At 74.8% G+C, this 15,087-nt stretch carries 14 protein-coding genes; 10 read left to right on the forward strand and 4 right to left on the reverse strand.

The features are described from left to right. Window positions 1-6: 6 nt before the first annotated feature. Together pdxS and BUE41_RS32530 are read left to right on the forward strand one after the other, a co-directional pair. Complete coding sequence (gene pdxS / locus BUE41_RS24535) at window positions 7-936, forward strand: pyridoxal 5'-phosphate synthase lyase subunit PdxS (RefSeq protein WP_073459684.1); 930 nt, start codon at window positions 7-9, stop codon at window positions 934-936. 1,519 nt (window positions 937-2,455) lie between these two features. Further along, entirely contained in the window at window positions 2,456-3,928 is a 1,473-nt protein-coding gene (locus BUE41_RS32530; protein WP_143172333.1) for a glycoside hydrolase family 16 protein, read from the forward strand. Between the two features lie 62 nt (window positions 3,929-3,990). Here BUE41_RS32530 and BUE41_RS24550 read toward each other — a convergent pair whose 3' ends face one another. Next, complete coding sequence (locus BUE41_RS24550; protein ID WP_073459687.1) at window positions 3,991-4,545, reverse strand: helix-turn-helix domain-containing protein; 555 nt, start codon at window positions 4,543-4,545, stop codon at window positions 3,991-3,993. 59 nt (window positions 4,546-4,604) lie between these two features. After that, window positions 4,605-5,423 carry a DUF6319 family protein gene (locus tag BUE41_RS24555; protein WP_073459688.1) on the reverse strand — a complete coding sequence of 273 codons (819 nt, stop codon included), beginning with the start codon at window positions 5,421-5,423 and terminating at the stop codon, window positions 4,605-4,607. Window positions 5,424-5,533: 110 nt separating this feature from the next. Here BUE41_RS24555 and BUE41_RS24560 point away from each other — a divergent pair, with 110 nt between their 5' ends. From BUE41_RS24560 to BUE41_RS24570, 3 genes are read left to right on the forward strand one after another with little or no spacing between them, the layout of a single operon-like run. Then, window positions 5,534-6,217 (forward strand): AzlC family ABC transporter permease, encoded by a 684-nt coding sequence (locus BUE41_RS24560; protein WP_073459689.1) that lies wholly within the window; start codon window positions 5,534-5,536, stop codon window positions 6,215-6,217. Further along, the gene (locus tag BUE41_RS24565; RefSeq protein ID WP_073459690.1) at window positions 6,214-6,522 is read left to right on the forward strand and encodes an AzlD domain-containing protein; all 309 of its coding nucleotides are present in this window, start codon (window positions 6,214-6,216) and stop codon (window positions 6,520-6,522) included. The genes BUE41_RS24560 and BUE41_RS24565 overlap by 4 nt, the downstream gene beginning before the upstream one ends. 27 nt (window positions 6,523-6,549) lie before the next feature. Beyond that, entirely contained in the window at window positions 6,550-7,953 is a 1,404-nt protein-coding gene (locus BUE41_RS24570) for an SDR family oxidoreductase (RefSeq protein ID WP_200804095.1), read from the forward strand. Here the strand turns inward: BUE41_RS24570 and BUE41_RS24575 are convergent. Together BUE41_RS24575 and BUE41_RS24580 are read right to left on the reverse strand one after the other, a co-directional pair. Then, window positions 7,937-9,118, reverse strand: coding sequence for an MFS transporter (locus BUE41_RS24575; RefSeq protein ID WP_200804096.1), 1,182 nt, complete (start codon window positions 9,116-9,118; stop codon window positions 7,937-7,939). The genes BUE41_RS24570 and BUE41_RS24575 overlap by 17 nt on opposite strands. Before the next feature lie 114 nt (window positions 9,119-9,232). Beyond that, on the reverse strand, window positions 9,233-11,356 hold the full coding sequence (locus BUE41_RS24580) for an elongation factor G-like protein EF-G2 (RefSeq protein WP_073459692.1): 2,124 nt from the start codon (window positions 11,354-11,356) through the stop codon (window positions 9,233-9,235). A 165-nt stretch (window positions 11,357-11,521) separates the two neighbouring features. Here BUE41_RS24580 and BUE41_RS24585 point away from each other — a divergent pair, with 165 nt between their 5' ends. The 5 genes from BUE41_RS24585 (at window position 11,522) to BUE41_RS31485 (ending at window position 15,055) form a co-directional block, all read left to right on the forward strand. After that, window positions 11,522-12,925, forward strand: coding sequence for an NAD-dependent malic enzyme (locus BUE41_RS24585; protein WP_073459693.1), 1,404 nt, complete (start codon window positions 11,522-11,524; stop codon window positions 12,923-12,925). Between the two features lie 41 nt (window positions 12,926-12,966). Beyond that, entirely contained in the window at window positions 12,967-13,560 is a 594-nt protein-coding gene (pdxT, locus tag BUE41_RS24590) for a pyridoxal 5'-phosphate synthase glutaminase subunit PdxT (protein WP_200804097.1), read from the forward strand. Between the two features lie 79 nt (window positions 13,561-13,639). Continuing rightward, on the forward strand, window positions 13,640-13,993 hold the full coding sequence (locus BUE41_RS24595) for an ArsR/SmtB family transcription factor (protein WP_073459695.1): 354 nt from the start codon (window positions 13,640-13,642) through the stop codon (window positions 13,991-13,993). After that, window positions 13,990-14,478 (forward strand): SRPBCC family protein, encoded by a 489-nt coding sequence (locus tag BUE41_RS31480; RefSeq protein WP_200804098.1) that lies wholly within the window; start codon window positions 13,990-13,992, stop codon window positions 14,476-14,478. Before BUE41_RS24595 ends, BUE41_RS31480 begins: the two co-directional genes overlap by 4 nt. Further along, complete coding sequence (locus BUE41_RS31485; RefSeq protein ID WP_200804099.1) at window positions 14,468-15,055, forward strand: TIGR03086 family metal-binding protein; 588 nt, start codon at window positions 14,468-14,470, stop codon at window positions 15,053-15,055. The genes BUE41_RS31480 and BUE41_RS31485 overlap by 11 nt, the downstream gene beginning before the upstream one ends. Window positions 15,056-15,087 lie beyond the last annotated feature (32 nt).

The following is a 15,087-nucleotide window of genomic DNA, read 5'->3' on the forward strand; positions in this document are numbered from 1 at the left end:
ACTGCCGTGTCGTCCGACCAGCCCGTTTCCGAAGCCGTTGCCCAACCGAACGCTCCTCAGCTGGGCACCGCCCGCGTCAAGCGCGGGATGGCGGAGATGCTCAAAGGCGGCGTGATCATGGACGTGGTGACGCCGGAGCAGGCCAAGATCGCCGAGGACGCCGGCGCCGTCGCCGTCATGGCGCTGGAGCGGGTGCCCGCGGACATCCGCGCCCAGGGCGGCGTCGCCCGCATGAGCGACCCGGACATGATCGCCTCGATCATCGACGCCGTCTCGATCCCGGTCATGGCGAAGGCCCGCATCGGGCACTTCGTCGAGGCGCAGGTGCTGCAGGAGATCGGCGTCGACTACATCGACGAGTCCGAGGTCCTCACCCCGGCCGACGAGACCCACCACATCGACAAGTGGGCGTTCACCGTGCCGTTCGTGTGCGGCGCGACGAACCTCGGGGAGGCGCTGCGACGGATCTCCGAGGGGGCCGCGATGATCCGGTCCAAGGGCGAGGCCGGCACCGGCAACGTCGTCGAGGCCACCCGGCACATGCGCCAGATCCGCGCCGACATCCGTCGCCTCGCCACCCTGGACGAGGCCGAGCTGTACGCCGCCGCCAAGGAGCTGCGGGCGCCCGTCGAGCTGGTCGCCGAGGTGGCGCGCACCCAGAAGCTGCCCGTCGTGCTGTTCACAGCGGGCGGCATCGCGACGCCGGCCGACGCGGCGATGATGATGCAGCTCGGTGCCGAGGGCGTGTTCGTCGGCTCGGGGATCTTCAAGTCCGGCGACCCGGCGCGGCGCGCCGAGGCCATCGTCAAGGCCACCACGTTCTACGACGACCCGGGCGTGATCGCCAAGGTGTCGCGCGGCCTCGGCGAGGCGATGGTCGGTATCAACATCTCCGAGCTGCCCGCCGAGCAGCGCTACGCGGGTCGCGGCTGGTGATCCGATCCGTCGCGGAGCGTGATGTTCGCGACGGATCGTTCGGCGTGTCCGAGACCGACGGTGATTCGCCCGTTTGCCACGGTCGCCTGGTGCGGTGACACGGCCGCTCGGAGTAGCGATTTCCGCCTACTGTCCGCCTCGATCGTGTGCGGCAGAGCTGGAGGCGGAGTGACGCATGAAGCGGACCGTGACCATCGGGAGCGTGCTGGCGCTGGCGTTGATCAGCGGGCCGGGCGTGGCGATGGCCGAGGACCGACGGGCCGTGCCCACCACGTGCACGGTGGAGCCGGCCTCTGGCACGGGCGCCGGCACTGAGCCCTCGCCGAGCGGGGACACCCCCGGCGGGGCCTCGACCGGACTGGGTGTGGCCGTGCCGGCGCTCCCGTCGATCCCGGTGCCGGACCCGGCGTCGCTGCTGCCGGGCGCCCCGGCGGGCGGGACGCCGGTGGCTCCCGGTGGCTCGGCACCGGCGGCGGCCGTGCCCGCCGGTTCCACCTCACCTGGTTCGTCTTCGCCTGGTTCGTCTTCGCCTGGTTCGTCTTCGCCTGGTTCGTCTTCGGCGGGTTCGTCTCCGGCAGGTTCCGTCCCGCAGCCCGCGCCGGCGGTGCCGAGCAGCCCGCCGGCCGGCTCCGCGCCGATCCCCGGCGACGACCCGACCGGCGGTGCATCCGAGCCGGCCGCGGCACCGGCTCCGGCCGCTCCTGAGCCCGCAGCCACCGAGCCGGCAGTGCCTGGCCCCACCGGCACCGGGCCGGCAGCGGCCGTTGCGCCGGCTCAGCCGCCCGCTGGTGGTGCGCCGGCAGGTGACGAGCCCGGCCCGTCCGCGGGGCTGCCGGTCGCGCTGAACCCCGTCCCGGCCGGGGCGCACCCGGCCGACCCCCAGCACGCGGGCGCCGAGCCGACCGGTGCGGCGCCGCCAGCGCCGGTGCTGCCGAGCCTGCCGGTGCCGCCTCCGCTCAGCACTGACCCGATTGGTTCCGGCCCGACTGTGCCCGCCGAGCCGGCTGGTCCGTCCGCTCCGGCTCCGGCGGGTGGGGATCCCGCCGCGCCACCCGCCGGAGCCGGCCCGACCGGCGGCGATCCGGCGGGCCCGCAGGTGCCCGACCCCCGTGTGCCGGCTGCGCTGAACCCGCCGGCCCCGGCGCCCGCCGGTGTCGACCCGGCCGCACCGACGCCGGCTGGGGGAGACCCGACCGGCAGCGCGCCCGCGGTGCCCGTGCCTGCAGCTCCGGTACCCACGGGAGTCGAGCCCGCCGCCCCTGCGCCCGGCGCCGACCCCGCCGGTGCCGAGCCCACCGGCTCGCACCCCGCGGGCGGCGAGCCCACCGGTGGCGCGCCGAGCAGCCCGGCGCCGGTCGGACCCGAGCCCGCGGTGCCGTCCCTCGGCGTGCCCACGGGACTGAACCCCGCCGCTCCAGGAGGCGGCGACCCGGCGGCCCCGGCTCCTGCCGGTGGTGGCCCCGCCGCTCCGGCGCCCACCGGCGCTGACCCCGCGTCCGACCCGGTGGGTGGCGACCCGGTGACCCCGGCTCCGGCCGGCGATGACCCAGCGGCGTCGCCGCCCGCCGGTGGCGAGCCGCCGGCACCTGCGCCGGCCGAGCCCGACCCCGCCGGTGCCGAACCGCCTGCGCCCGCCCCGGTCCCGAACCTCGGCGTGCCGACCGGGCTGAACCCGGTGCCGACCGGCTCCGACCCGGCTGCTGCGCCGACCGGCACCGGCCCAGCGGGCAACGACCCGGCAGCAGCGCCCGCGAGCGGCGCACCGGCTGCGCCTGCGCCCACCGGCGCTGACCCCGCTGCGCCGACCCCGGCGGGCGGCGACCACAGCGCCGCACCCGCGGCGCCGGCCGGCGGCGAGCCCGGTGCACCCGCTCCTGCCGGTGGCGAGCCGGCCCCGGCCCTCGGCGTGCCAACGGGGCTGAACCCGGCGGTCCCGGCCGGCGCCGATCCCGTCTCAGCACCGGCCGGCGGTGGCCCTGCAGCCGCGCCCGCGGGTACTGACCCGGCGGCACCGGCACCGACCGGCACCAGCCCCTCCGGGACCGACCCGACCCGCACCGACCCGGCTGCACCGGTGCCGAGCCCGGCCCCGCTCGCCGGTGCCGCGGTCCCGTCCCTGCCCGTCTCCGGTGCCGATCCCCTCGGCACTCTGCAGGGCGCCCTGCCCGGCGCGAGCAACCCGGCGGACGACCCTGCCGCGGCACCGGCGGCCGACCCCGCCGGTGCCGCGGGCGCCACGCCGGCCCCGGCAGGAGGCGACCCGGTCGCCGGCACGACCGGCTCGCCGGAGGGCTGCGTCGACCCGACGAGCGCAGCGAGCCTGCTGGGCTGGGGCAACCCGGTACGGAGCGTGGACTTCACCTCGGTCGAGGACACGCTCTCCGCGGCCCAGGGCTGGACGGCGTACTCCGGCTCCGGGGACGGCGGCCGCGGCACCCGCACGCCCGATGCGCTGAACCTCCTCGACGGCCTGCTCACCATCTCCGGCGACGCGGGCGGCACCACCGGTGGCCTGGCCCTGGGGCCCGGGCAGCTCTTCGGCCGGTGGGAGGTGCGGGCACGGATCCCGGTCGGTGACCCGAACTACCACGCCGTCCTCATGCTCTGGCCCGACTCGGACAGCGGCGCCGAGATCGACTTCCTGGAGCTGCAGGACCCGGACCGCGGCACCGCCATCGCCGCCGTGCACAACGCGGAGGGCGCGCAGGACGTCGCCGTCACGAAGATCGACGCGACCCAGTGGCACAACTGGGCGGTCGAGTGGACCCCGACCCGGGTGACCGCCTACGTCGACGGCAAGCGCTGGTTCGAGACCACCGATCCGGCGCTCGTCCCGAGTGAGCCGATGCACCTGTGCCTGCAGCTGGACTACTTCGGCGACGGTGACCCCGTCACCCCGTCGAGCATGGAGATCGACTGGGTGCGCCAGTACCCGGCCGGTGAGAACGCCGAGGGCGGGCGCATCGCCGAGGGTGGGCCCGACCAGAACTGACCGATCACGGACGGCGCTCCCCGTGGGAACCCGGGGAGCGCCGTCCGTGATCTCGGCGAACCTCAGACGTGCTCCATGACGAGCACGGCGGTGCTGCCCGGCTCCAGGGCTTCGTAGCGGTGCGGCCGATCGCCGCGGAAGCGGATGTAGTCGCCCACGTTCAGCTCCACCGGTTCCGCCTCCGGCCCGGCCAGCCACCGACCGGTGATCACGATCAGGTGCTCGGTGGTGCCGGCGATGTGGGCGTGCGCGGCGCGGGTGCCGCCGGGCTCGGCCTGCAGGATGTGCAGATCACGCCGGGCCCCCGGCGGGCACGTGGAGAGCAGCACCGCGGCGAACGGGGCCTGCTCGGAGTGCACGATGTACCCCTCACCGGCCCGGATGACCTGCACCGGATCGGCCGGCGGATCCACCAGGCGGCTGAACGGCACGCCCAGCTCCACGGCCAGCGCCCACAGCGTCTCCACGCTCGGGTTGCCGGTGCCGGCCTCGAGCTGCGACAACGTCGACTTGGCCACCCCGGCCCGCCGGGCGAGCTCCGTCAGCGAGAGACCCAGCCGCTCCCGCTCGCGGCGCACGGCGGCGGCGATGGTCTCCAGCGGTGCGGCGCGCTGCACGGGAACTCCCTCCGACCGGCGTTCAGTGCAGGGAACGCACGTACGATCCGCCGAACAACTTATCCGCCCAGCTCCTGCAGGGCCTGCCGGGCCGCCTCCAGCTCGGCCTGCAGCATCGCCACCCGCTCCTGCTGGCGGGCGCGTGCCGCGGCCAGCGCGGAGTCGACCGCGTCCCCGATCGCGGGCGGCAGGCAGCGGGCCGCCTTCGCGATGTCGGCAGGCGGCACCGGGGTCGGCTTCACCACGGTGCGCGAGCCACGGACCACCGACGCCGTCCACTCGCCGTCGCTCGTCGGCTGCAGCACAACGGTGATGTCCGGCACGGTCGTCTCCTTGCTGCTGCGCCGCTTCGCGGGCTTCGGCGTCTTCTCGCTGATCAGCGGAGTGGTCCTGGCAGCCGGCGTCGTCGAGGCCCCGTCAGCCGACCGCGCCACCGTCTTCTCCGCCACCGTCTTCTCTGCCACCGGTCTCCCCGCACCCGTCTTGTCCGTCGCGGGATCCTCGGTCGCCGTCTTCGCCGTGGCCGGCGCCGCCGCGGCGACCGCGCGCGGCCTGCTCCGCGCCGGACGGGCCGGCTCGGTGGTGCCCGACGCCTCCCGCGGCCGCGGCACCTCCGCCTTCGCACCCGCCCGCCGCCGCGGCGGGCGGGTGCGGGTGAGCTCAGCCGGGGAGCAGAACAGCTCGTCGCGTGACCCCGTGGGCCGGACCTGGATGAACTCGCCCACCGCCGGGTCGCCGATCGACACGATCTTGGCCGAGCCGCCCACCGGCATCCCGACGGCGGCTTCGGTGAACCACACCGTGACCGACCTGCCGGCCGCCAGCTCGGCGCGGACCTCCTCGATCTCCTTCTCGGACAGAGCGGTGGCCGTACTCATGCGCGCAGTGTGCACGGCGGTACCGACAACGCTGCGCCGACCCGGCGTTCGGCGTGGCGGTCTACGTGTTCGGGTTGACGAACAGATGAGTCGGGTTCATTCTGTCGAACGTGCGGCCGATTCAACGAACACTGCTCGGTCCCGATCTCCGCGACGCGCTGGCGCTGGCCGCTGCCATCGGGCTGGTCGGCGTCTCGTTCGGGGCGCTCGCCGCGGCCGCGGGGGTGCCGCCGGTGCTCACCGTCGCGCTCTCCGTGCTGGTCTTCGCGGGCGGATCGCAGTTCCTGCTGGTCGCGGTCCTGTCCGCGGGCGGGGGAGTGGTGCCGGCGGTGCTCGGCGGGCTCCTGCTCAACGCCCGTCATCTGCCCTTCGGCCTGGCGATGGCGCCGGTGATCGCCGACCGCTGGCCGGCCCGGCTGATCGGCGCCCACTTCATGATCGACGAATCGGTCGCGTTCGCGAAGGCGCGCGGTACCGGCCCGCGCGCCCGGCGGGCGTTCTGGCTGAGCGGGCTGCTGGCGTTCGTGGTGTGGAACGTGTGCGCGATCGGCGGGATGCTGATCGGCGCGGCCGTGCCGGATCCGGAGGTGCTCGGCGTCGACGCCGCTTTCCCCGCCGCGCTCGGGGCCCTGCTGCTCGGGCAGCTGCGGCATCCCGAGACGCAGCGGGTCGCCCTGGTCGCGGTCACCGCGGCCCTGGCTGCCACACCGTTCCTGCCCGCCGGCGTGCCCGTACTGCTGGGGCTCGCCGGGCTGCTGGTGGCTGGGCGCGCCGCACCGGAGGAAGCGCGATGACCTGGGCAGCTGTCGTCGCCCTCGCCGCCGGGACGTACCTGCTGCGGCTCGCCGGGATCGTCCTGCGCGGCCGGATGACGGTGCCCGCCCACGTCGAGCGGCTGCTCGATCTCGGCGCAACCGCGCTGCTCGTCGCGCTCGCCGCCACCGCAGCGCTCAGCGCCGACGGCGGGTTCGCCGGCTGGGCGCGCCCGGCCGGGGTCGCTGTCGGGCTGGTGGCCGCCTGGTGGCGGGTGCCGTTCGTGCTGGTCGTGGTGCTCGCCGCGGCCACGACCGCGGGCCTGCGGCTGCTCGGCGTGCCCTGATCGCGCCCTTGGGGAACGCTGGGGGGCGTGCACTGCCTCGTGATCGGCGCGACCGGCTACGTCGGCGCCCGCCTCGTCCCCCGCCTCCTCGCCGCCGGCCACGACGTGCGGGTCCTCGCCCGGGACGCCCGCCGGGTCGCCGCCCGGCCGTGGGGAGCCGCGGTGCAGGTGAACGTCGGCGACGTGACCGATCCGGCAGCCGTGGCCGCGGCCTGCTCCGGCGTGGACGCCGTCTTCTACCTGGTCCACATGATGGACGCGACCGGCCGCGACGAGTTCCGCGAGCGCGATCTCGCCGCGGCCGCGACGTGCGCCCGCGCGGCCGGCGCGGCCGGGGTCGTCCGCATCGTCTACCTCGGCGGCCTGCAGCCCGCGACCGGCCCGGCGTCGGCGCACCTCGCGTCGCGGCACGAGGTCGGCCGGGCGTTCCTGGAGTCCGGCGTGCCGACGGCGGTCCTGCAGGCCGGAGTCGTGGTCGGCACCGGATCGGCGAGCTTCGAGATGATCCGCCACCTCGCCGCCTCGGGGCCGCTGCTGCCGCTGCCTGCCGCCGCCGACCACCTCGTCCAACCGATCGCGATCGACGACGTGCTGCACCACCTCGTGGCGTGCCTGCAGCTGCCGCCGCGGATCAGCACCGTGTTCGACGTCGGCGGCCCCGATGTCCTCTCCTACCGCGAGATGCTCACCGGCTACGCCGAGGAGGCCGGGCTACCGCTGGTCGGGGTGCCGGTCCCGCTGCCGATGCCGCGGGCGGTGGCCGCTCGGCTCGTGGCGGCGATGACGCCGGTCGACCGCCACCTCGCCGGACCGCTGCTGGAGTCGATGGCGCACGACCTGGTCTGCCGCGGGGAACCGCCCACACCGCCACCGTCCGGCGGGCCGACGCCGTACCGGGTGGCGGTGCGCCGCGCGCTCGCCGGCGAGGGCGCGGCCGGGTCGATGCCCGCCGACCCGGCGGGGCCCGAGCTGGTGTCGGAGCGGATCGAGCCGGTCGCCGCGCCCGCCGCCGAGCTGTGGCGGGTGATCAGCAGCATAGGCGGGCGGACCGGCTGGTACACGCTGCCCGGGGTGTGGGAGCTGCGCGGCGCGCTCGACGCGCTGCTCGGCGGCGTCGGCGCACGGCGCACCCGGCCCGAGCGGCTGGCCCCCGGCGCGGCCCTCGACTGGTGGCGCGTCGAGGCCGTCGACGAGGGCCGGATGCTGCGGCTGCGGGCCGAGTCGAAGCTGCCCGGCGTCGCGCGGCTGGAGATGCGGGCCGAACCGGACGGCACCGGCAGCCGCTACGTCCAGCGCACCACCTTCATCCCGGACGGTCCGGCCGGGCGGCTCTACTGGTACGCGCAGCTGCCCGCCCACGGGTTCGTCTTCGCGGTGATGGCCCGCACGATCGCCGGAGTGGCCGAGCGCGGGCTCAGCCGACCCTGCTGACCCGGCCGACCGCGGCCCGCGCCCGCGGCGTCGCCAGCACGGCCGCCACCACGGCCACGAGCACGGTCAGCCCGGTCAGCGGGGCGACGAAGCCGAGCGCGCCGGCGTCGGCGCCGCCGATCACCGACAGCAGCAGCGGCACCGCGAACCCGAGGTAGGCGCAGGCGTAGAAGGTGGCGGTCACCGCCCCGCGGGCGGTCGGGTCCGCCAGCTCGCCGACCATCGTCAGCCCGCCGGTGAGGCACAGCCCGTACGCCAGGCCGAGCAGGACCGCCGTCGGGATCAGCACCGGCCACGCGTGCAGGGCCACGCCGAGCAGGGCGAGCCCGAACCCGGCCGCGCCGATGCCGAACCCGGCCGGTCCGGCGGCCGTGCCCAGCCTGCGCGCCAACGGCGGGGCGAGGGTTCCGGTCAGCAGCGTCACACCGGCGACGAACCCGGTGATCGCGACCGCGATCTCGGGCATCGCCGGGGTGAGCAGCAGCGGCAGCACGGTCACCGCGGTGGCGGGGAACGTGAACACCCCGATCGCGATCGGCACCACGACGAGCGCGAACGGCACCCGCGCCGGCTTCGGCACCCCCAGGTCCACCCAGCGACCGCGGCGCCGATCCTCGGGCGCGAGGGTCTCCGGCACCCGGGGGATCAGCACCAGCCCGACGATCATGAGCGCGACGTGCACCAGGTACGGCAGCGCGGTCGGCCACGGCAGCCACTGCGCCAGCACTCCGGACAGGCACGGGCCGAGCGCCCAGCCGGCGCTCAGCGCCGCGGTGGTGCGCCGCGCCGCGCGTGGGGGATCGTCGACGAGCTCCGCCAGCCACGCGGTGCCGACGCTGAACACCACCCCGGACACCGCGCCCTGCAGCCAGCGGCACACGAACAGCAGCTCCACCGACGACCCGGCGCCCAGGAACAGCAGCGACGTGAGCGCGGAGAGCACGACGAACGGGACGACCACCGGGCGCCGGCCGAACCGGTCCGACGCCGGCCCGGCCAGCAGCAGCGCGGGCACGAGCCCGGCGGCGTAGACACCGAAGGCGCCGGTCAGCGCGTCGGAGGAGAGGCCGAGCTCGTCGCGGTAGACCAGCAGCAGCGGAGTGGGCACGTTGGTGCCGAAGGCGACCACGAACACCGCGGTCCACAGCCGCGCCACCGTCGACACCACCTGCACGCTACCTCAGCGCTCGGGTCCCCGCGCCGACGACGGACCCGTGGTGATCAACAGCGCTCGTCGATCACCACGAGGCCGTCCTCGACGCACCGGGGAAGCGGGGCCTCAGGTGGGCATCGGCTCGTACCGGGCGAAGGTGCGGGTGAACGTGGCCGCGCCGCTGGTCATCGACCTCAGGTCGACGGCGTAGCGCAGCAGCTCGGTCTGCGGCACCTCGGCCCGCACGCACGTGTACCCGGCCGGGACGTCCCCGCCGGCGTCCGTGCCCAGCACCCGCCCGCGGCGGGACGACAGATCCCCGAGCACGGTGCCCAGGAACTCGTCCGGCACCGTCACCGCGATCTCGTCCAGCGGCTCGAGCACCACCGTGCCGCACACGGCGGCGGCCTCGCGCAGTGCCAGCGCCCCTGCGGTCTGGAACGCCGCGTCGGATGAGTCGACGCTGTGCGCCTTCCCGTCGACCAGCACGGCCCGCACGTCGACGACGGGGTACTGCGCGTCCCCTTCGCCGAGCCCGCGTTCGAGCTGGGTGCGGATGCCGCGCTCGACGCTCGGCACGTACTGGGTCGGCACCGCCCCACCGACGACCCTCGACTCGAACTGGAACCCGCTGCCGCGCGGCAGCGGCTCGAACTCGACGTGGCACACCGCGTACTGGCCGTGACCGCCGGACTGCTTGACGTGCCGCCCGGTCACCCGGCCCGGCTCGCGCAGGGTCACCCGCAGCGGCACCCGCACGTCCTCGGTCGCCACCTCGGCCCCGGCCGCGCGCAGCCGGGAGAGCACGACGTCGGCATGCGCCTCGCCCATCGTCCACAGCACGGTCTGACGGGTCTCCGCGTTGCGCTCCATGCGCAGCGCCGGATCCGCGGCCACGACCCGGGACAGGGCCTTGACCAGCGCGTCCTCGCCGCCGCGGGTCGCGGGGACCACGGCGACCGGGAACAGCGGCTCGGGCAGGTCCCAGCAGGACAGCAGCAGCGGATCGGACGCGGCGGACACGGTGTCGCCGGTCTCGGCGCCGGCCAGCTTGGTCAGCGCGCAGATGTCACCGGCCACGCAGGCGTCGACCTCGGTCAGCTCGGCCCCCGACGCGGTGTAGACGTGCGCGATGCGCTCGTCCTCGTCGTGTCCCTCGGGCAGCGCCTCGCCCGCGCGCTGCTCGGGTATCCGGGCGTGGTGCCCGCTGACGTGGATCGCGGTGTCCGGCCGCAGCGTGCCGGAGAAGACCCGGATCAGCGACACGCGCCCGACGTAGGCGTCCGCCGAGGTGTGCACCACCTCGGCCGCGAGCGGGCCGTTCGGATCCGCCGTGAGCTGCGGGCGCGGCGAGCCGTCGATGCCGGTGACCTTCGGCAGCGGCCGCTCCAGCGGGGAGGGGAACCCGCCCGCGATGACCTCCAGCAGCGCGTCCATCCCGACCCCGCTCGACGCGCACACCGGGATGACCGGGTGGAAGCCGCCCCGGACGACCGCCGTCTCCAGATCTGCGATGAGCGTGCGCTGGTCGATCTCCTCGCCCGCGAGGTAGCGCTCCATGAGCGCCTCGTCCTCGGACTGCTCGATGATGCCCTCGACGAGGGCGGCCCGGGCGTCGTCGGCGTGCGCGGGGGCGCGGTCGGCCGGGGTCCGCGAGATCAGCCCGTACAGCCCGGTGAGCGAGCCGCCGTCGAACAACGGCAGGTAGAGCGGGGCAACGCCGGCACCGAACGCCTCCTGGCAGGCCGCCGTCGTGGCCTCGATGTCGGCGCGCTGGTGGTCGCAGCGGGCGATCACGACCGCGCGCGGCATCCCGACCCGCGCGCACTCGGCCCACTGCCCGACGGTGACCGGGTCGATCCCGCCCGCGCTCGCGGCGTCGGCCGGGACCACGAACAGCGCCGCGTCCGCCGCGCGCAGCCCGGCCCGCAGCTCCCCGACGAAGTCACCGTAGCCGGGGGTGTCGATGAGGTTGATGCGCAGCTCGTCGTGGGTGATCGGGGCGACGGCCAGCGCCACCGACCGGTGCTGGCGCACCGCTGCCGGGTCGTGGTCGCAGACGGTGGTGCCGTCGGCGATCGTGCCCGCTCTGCTCAGCACTCCGGTGTGCACGAGCAGGGCCTCGATCAGGGTCGTCTTCCCGGCGCCGGACGGCCCGACCAGCGCCACGTTGCGGATCCGAGAGGGATCGGTGACGGCTCTGCCGAGGACAGCGCCGCGCCGCGATCCCGTTGCTGCTCTGCCGGCCATGGGGACCACCTCCTCGTCTCTCCGCGTCGTTGCGTTCGGAGGGAGTGGTCCATCTCACACCCGCTGCCGGGGTCGGCACAACCGCAGGACGGGCGGGCGGGAGTGCAGTCATGGTCACAACGAACGGAATGCTCGGCCCGCCACCCGTCCGAGTAGGGTTCCGCCGTGCCCGTTCCCGGTCCTGGATACGCGATCACCGCGCGGGTCGAGGTGCCCGCCTCCGCCAGCGCTGCGGGAGACCTCACGATGGCCGTCGGCCGCGTCGGCGGCGTCGTCACCGCGTTCGACGTCGTGGAGTCCCACACCTCCACGATGGTCGTCGACATCAGCTGCAACGCGCTGAACGAAGCGCACGTGCAGGAGATCACCGATGCGCTCGAGGCGCTGCCCGGCGTGCGGGTGCGCAAGGTGTCGGACCGGACGTTCCTGGTGCACCTCGGCGGCAAGCTGGAGGTCGCCTCGAAGGTGAGCCTGCGCAACCGCGACGATCTCTCCCGCGCCTACACCCCGGGCGTGGCGCGGGTGTGCCAGGCGATCGCGGCCAACCCCGCCGACGCTCGCCGGCTCACGATCAAGCGCAACACCGTCGCCGTCGTCACCGACGGCTCCGCGGTGCTCGGCCTGGGCAACATCGGCGCCGCCGCCGCGATGCCCGTGATGGAGGGGAAGGCGGCGCTGTTCAAGCGGTTCGCCGGGGTCGACGCGTGGCCGGTGTGCCTCGACACCCAGGACACCGAGGAGATCATCCGGACCGTTCAGGTGCTCGCCCCCGCGTACGGCGGCATCAACCTGGAGGACATCGCCGCACCCCGCTGCTTCGAGATCGAGCGGCGGCTGCGCGAGCTGCTCGACATCCCCGTCTTCCACGACGACCAGCACGGCACCGCCGTCGTCGTGCTGGCGGCGCTGCGCAACGCGCTGCGGGTGGTCGGCAAGAAGGCCAGCGACTGCAAGGTGGTCGTGTGCGGGGTCGGCGCGGCGGGCTCGGCGATCATCCGGCTGCTCAAGTCGAAGGAGGGCTCGGCGGCGCCGGGTGAGCTGATCGCCGTCGACGTCGCCGGGATCGTCTACCGCGGTCGGCCCGGCCTCGACGAGAACCTCACGTGGATGGCCGAGAACACCAACACCGAGAACGTGCGGGGCACCCTCGCCGACGCGCTGGTCGGGGCGGACGTGTTCATCGGGGTGTCGGCGCCGAACCTGTTCGGTGCCGAGGAGCTGGCCACGATGGCCCCGGACGCGATCGTGTTCGCGCTGGCCAACCCCGACCCGGAGGTCGACCCGGCGGTCGCGCTGCAGCACGCCGCGGTCGTGGCCACCGGCCGGTCGGACTACCCGAACCAGATCAACAACGTGCTGGCCTTCCCCGGGGTGTTCCGCGGCCTGCTCGACGCGCACGCCACCGACATCACCGACGCGATGCTCCTCGCGGCGTCGAACGCGATCGCCGACGTCGTCGCTGAGCCCAACGCGTCGTTCATCGTGCCGAGCGTCTTCGACGCCTCGCTCGCGCCCGCGGTGGCCGAGGCGGTGCGCAACGTCGCCACCGGGGCTGTGACGAGCGCCTGACCAGCGCCGCTGCGACCCCACCCGCGCACTACGATCGTCCGGTGTCGACGATCGGTGTGCTGGCCTTGCAAGGGGATGTCCGCGAGCACCTCGCGGCGCTGACCGCGGCGGGTGCGCGCGCGGTACCGGTGCGCCGCCGCAGCGAGCTGGACGCGGTCGACGGGCTGGTGCTGCCCGGTGGCGAGTCCACCACGATGAGCCGGCTGCTGGAGACCTTCGACCTGCTGGAACCGCTGCGGGCGCGGATCGCGGCGGGCATGCCCGCGTACGGCTCGTGCGCGGGGCTGATCCTGCTCGCCCGCGAGGTCCGCGACGGGCGGCCCGACCAGCACCAGCTCGGTGGGCTCGACGTGGTGGTGCGGCGCAACGCCTTCGGCCGCCAGGTCGACTCGTTCGAGGTCGAGCTGGACGTCACCGGCGTGCCCGGGGGACCGGTGCGGGCGGTGTTCATCCGGGCACCGTGGGTCGAGGAGGTCGGGCCGGGCGTGGAGGTGCTCGCGTCGGTGAAGGGGCGCGCGGTCGCGGTGCGCCAGGGTGCGGTGCTGGGCACGTCGTTCCACCCGGAGCTGACCGGTGACGGCCGGGTGCACGGGCTGTTCGTGGACCTGGTGCGGGAGCGCGCTGCTGCCGCCTGATCAGGAAATTTAAACCAAAGGGTTGACGATCGCAGCGAGCGGCGTCTAACCTCATCGTCAACCGAAAGGTTGAGATTGGATGAGTGACCGGCTGTCGCGCGTGTTCGCGGCGTTGGCGGATCCGATCCGGCGTGACATGGTGGCTCGGCTTGCCGTCGGGGACACCACGGTCAGCCGGCTCGCGGCTCCGTACGACGTCAGCGTGCAGGCGGTGTCCAAGCACCTGAAGGTGCTCGAACAGGCGGGCGTGGTGACTCGGACCGGACCGGGGCACCGCAGTCCCGTCCACCTGGAAGCCGAGGTGTTCGACCTGATGACCGCCTGGATCGAGCGCTACCGCCGAGCCGCCGAGGAACGCTACCGGCGCCTCGACGCCGTGCTCGCCGAGATGAACGACGAACCCGACTCCACGAACGAGGAGAAGAAGGCATGAGCCAGCAGATCGTGTCTCCCGAGGCCACCATCGAGGCGGACCCCACCGTCCCGATCATCCACATCCGCCGGGAGTTCGCCGCCACCCCGCAGCAGCTCTTCCGCGCCCACACCGACCCGGACCTGTTCGTCCGCTGGATCGGCCCGAACGGCACCACCACCCGGCTCGAGCACTGGGACGCCCGCGACGGCGGCAGCTTCCGCTACGTCTCCGTGCTCGAGGGCGAGTTCGCCTTCCGCGGCTGCTTCCACACCGTGCGCCCCGACCGGATCGTGCAGACCTTCACCTGGGAGGGCATGCCTGACGAGGTCTCCCTGGAGACGCTGCGCTTCGAGGACCTGGGCAACGGGCGCACCCTCCTGCACGCCACGTCGCTGTGCGACAGCTTCGAGGGTCGCGACGCTTGGCTGCGCAGCGGCATGGAGGTCGGCGTCAACGACGGCTACGCCAAGCTCGACAAGCTGGTGGCGGACGGTGCCGTGTGACGTCTCCCTCCGCGGGTTAAGGCCCGCGGAGCGCCACCGCGCGGTCGCCGGTGCGTTCACCGACCGGGTGCGCGGCACCCGGGACTGGGACGCGCCGGCGCCCGTCGCCGGCTGGACCGCGCGCGACGTGGTCGCCCACCTCGTCGGCTGGTTGCCCGGCTTCCTCGCCGCCGGCTGCGACGTGGCGCTGCCGCAGGTCCCGGACCCGGCCGTGGACCCGGTCGCGGCGTGGGCGGGACACGCCGCGGCCGTCCAGGCGGTGCTCGACGACCCGGCCATCACCGATCGGCGCTTCGCCCACCCTGTGGTCCCCGACGAGCTGCCGCTCGCCGTCGCGATCGACCGCTTCTACACCGCCGACGTCTTCATGCACACCTGGGACCTGGCCAGGGGCACCGGCCAGGACGAGCGGCTCGACCCCGAGTACTGTGCCGAGCTGCTGGCCGGGATGGAACCGATCGAGGGGCTCATGCGCTCCTCGGGGCAGTACGGGCCGCGCGTCCCCGTCCCCGTCCCCGACGACGCCGACGTGCAGACCAAGCTGCTCGCGTTCATCGGCCGCGACCCACATCGGTAACATCGAGCAGGTTGTGCGCAGCAGAGCAGCAA

It is taken from the genome of Pseudonocardia thermophila, from assembly GCF_900142365.1.
In the GTDB taxonomy this organism is placed as follows: Bacteria; Actinomycetota; Actinomycetes; order Mycobacteriales; family Pseudonocardiaceae; genus Pseudonocardia; species Pseudonocardia thermophila.

What these genes read in the sequence shown, in the direction of transcription:
- BUE41_RS24555 (WP_073459688.1), bottom strand. Translation starts at nt 5,423, where the DNA reads ATGAGTACGGCCACCGCTCTGTCCGAGAAGGAGATCGAGGAGGTCCGC.
- BUE41_RS24565 (WP_073459690.1), top strand. Translation starts at nt 6,214, where the DNA reads ATGACCTGGGCAGCTGTCGTCGCCCTCGCCGCCGGGACGTACCTGCTG.
- BUE41_RS24595 (WP_073459695.1), top strand. Translation starts at nt 13,640, where the DNA reads ATGAGTGACCGGCTGTCGCGCGTGTTCGCGGCGTTGGCGGATCCGATC.
- BUE41_RS24580 (WP_073459692.1), bottom strand. Translation starts at nt 11,356, where the DNA reads ATGGCCGGCAGAGCAGCAACGGGATCGCGGCGCGGCGCTGTCCTCGGC.
- BUE41_RS31480 (WP_200804098.1), top strand. Translation starts at nt 13,990, where the DNA reads ATGAGCCAGCAGATCGTGTCTCCCGAGGCCACCATCGAGGCGGACCCC.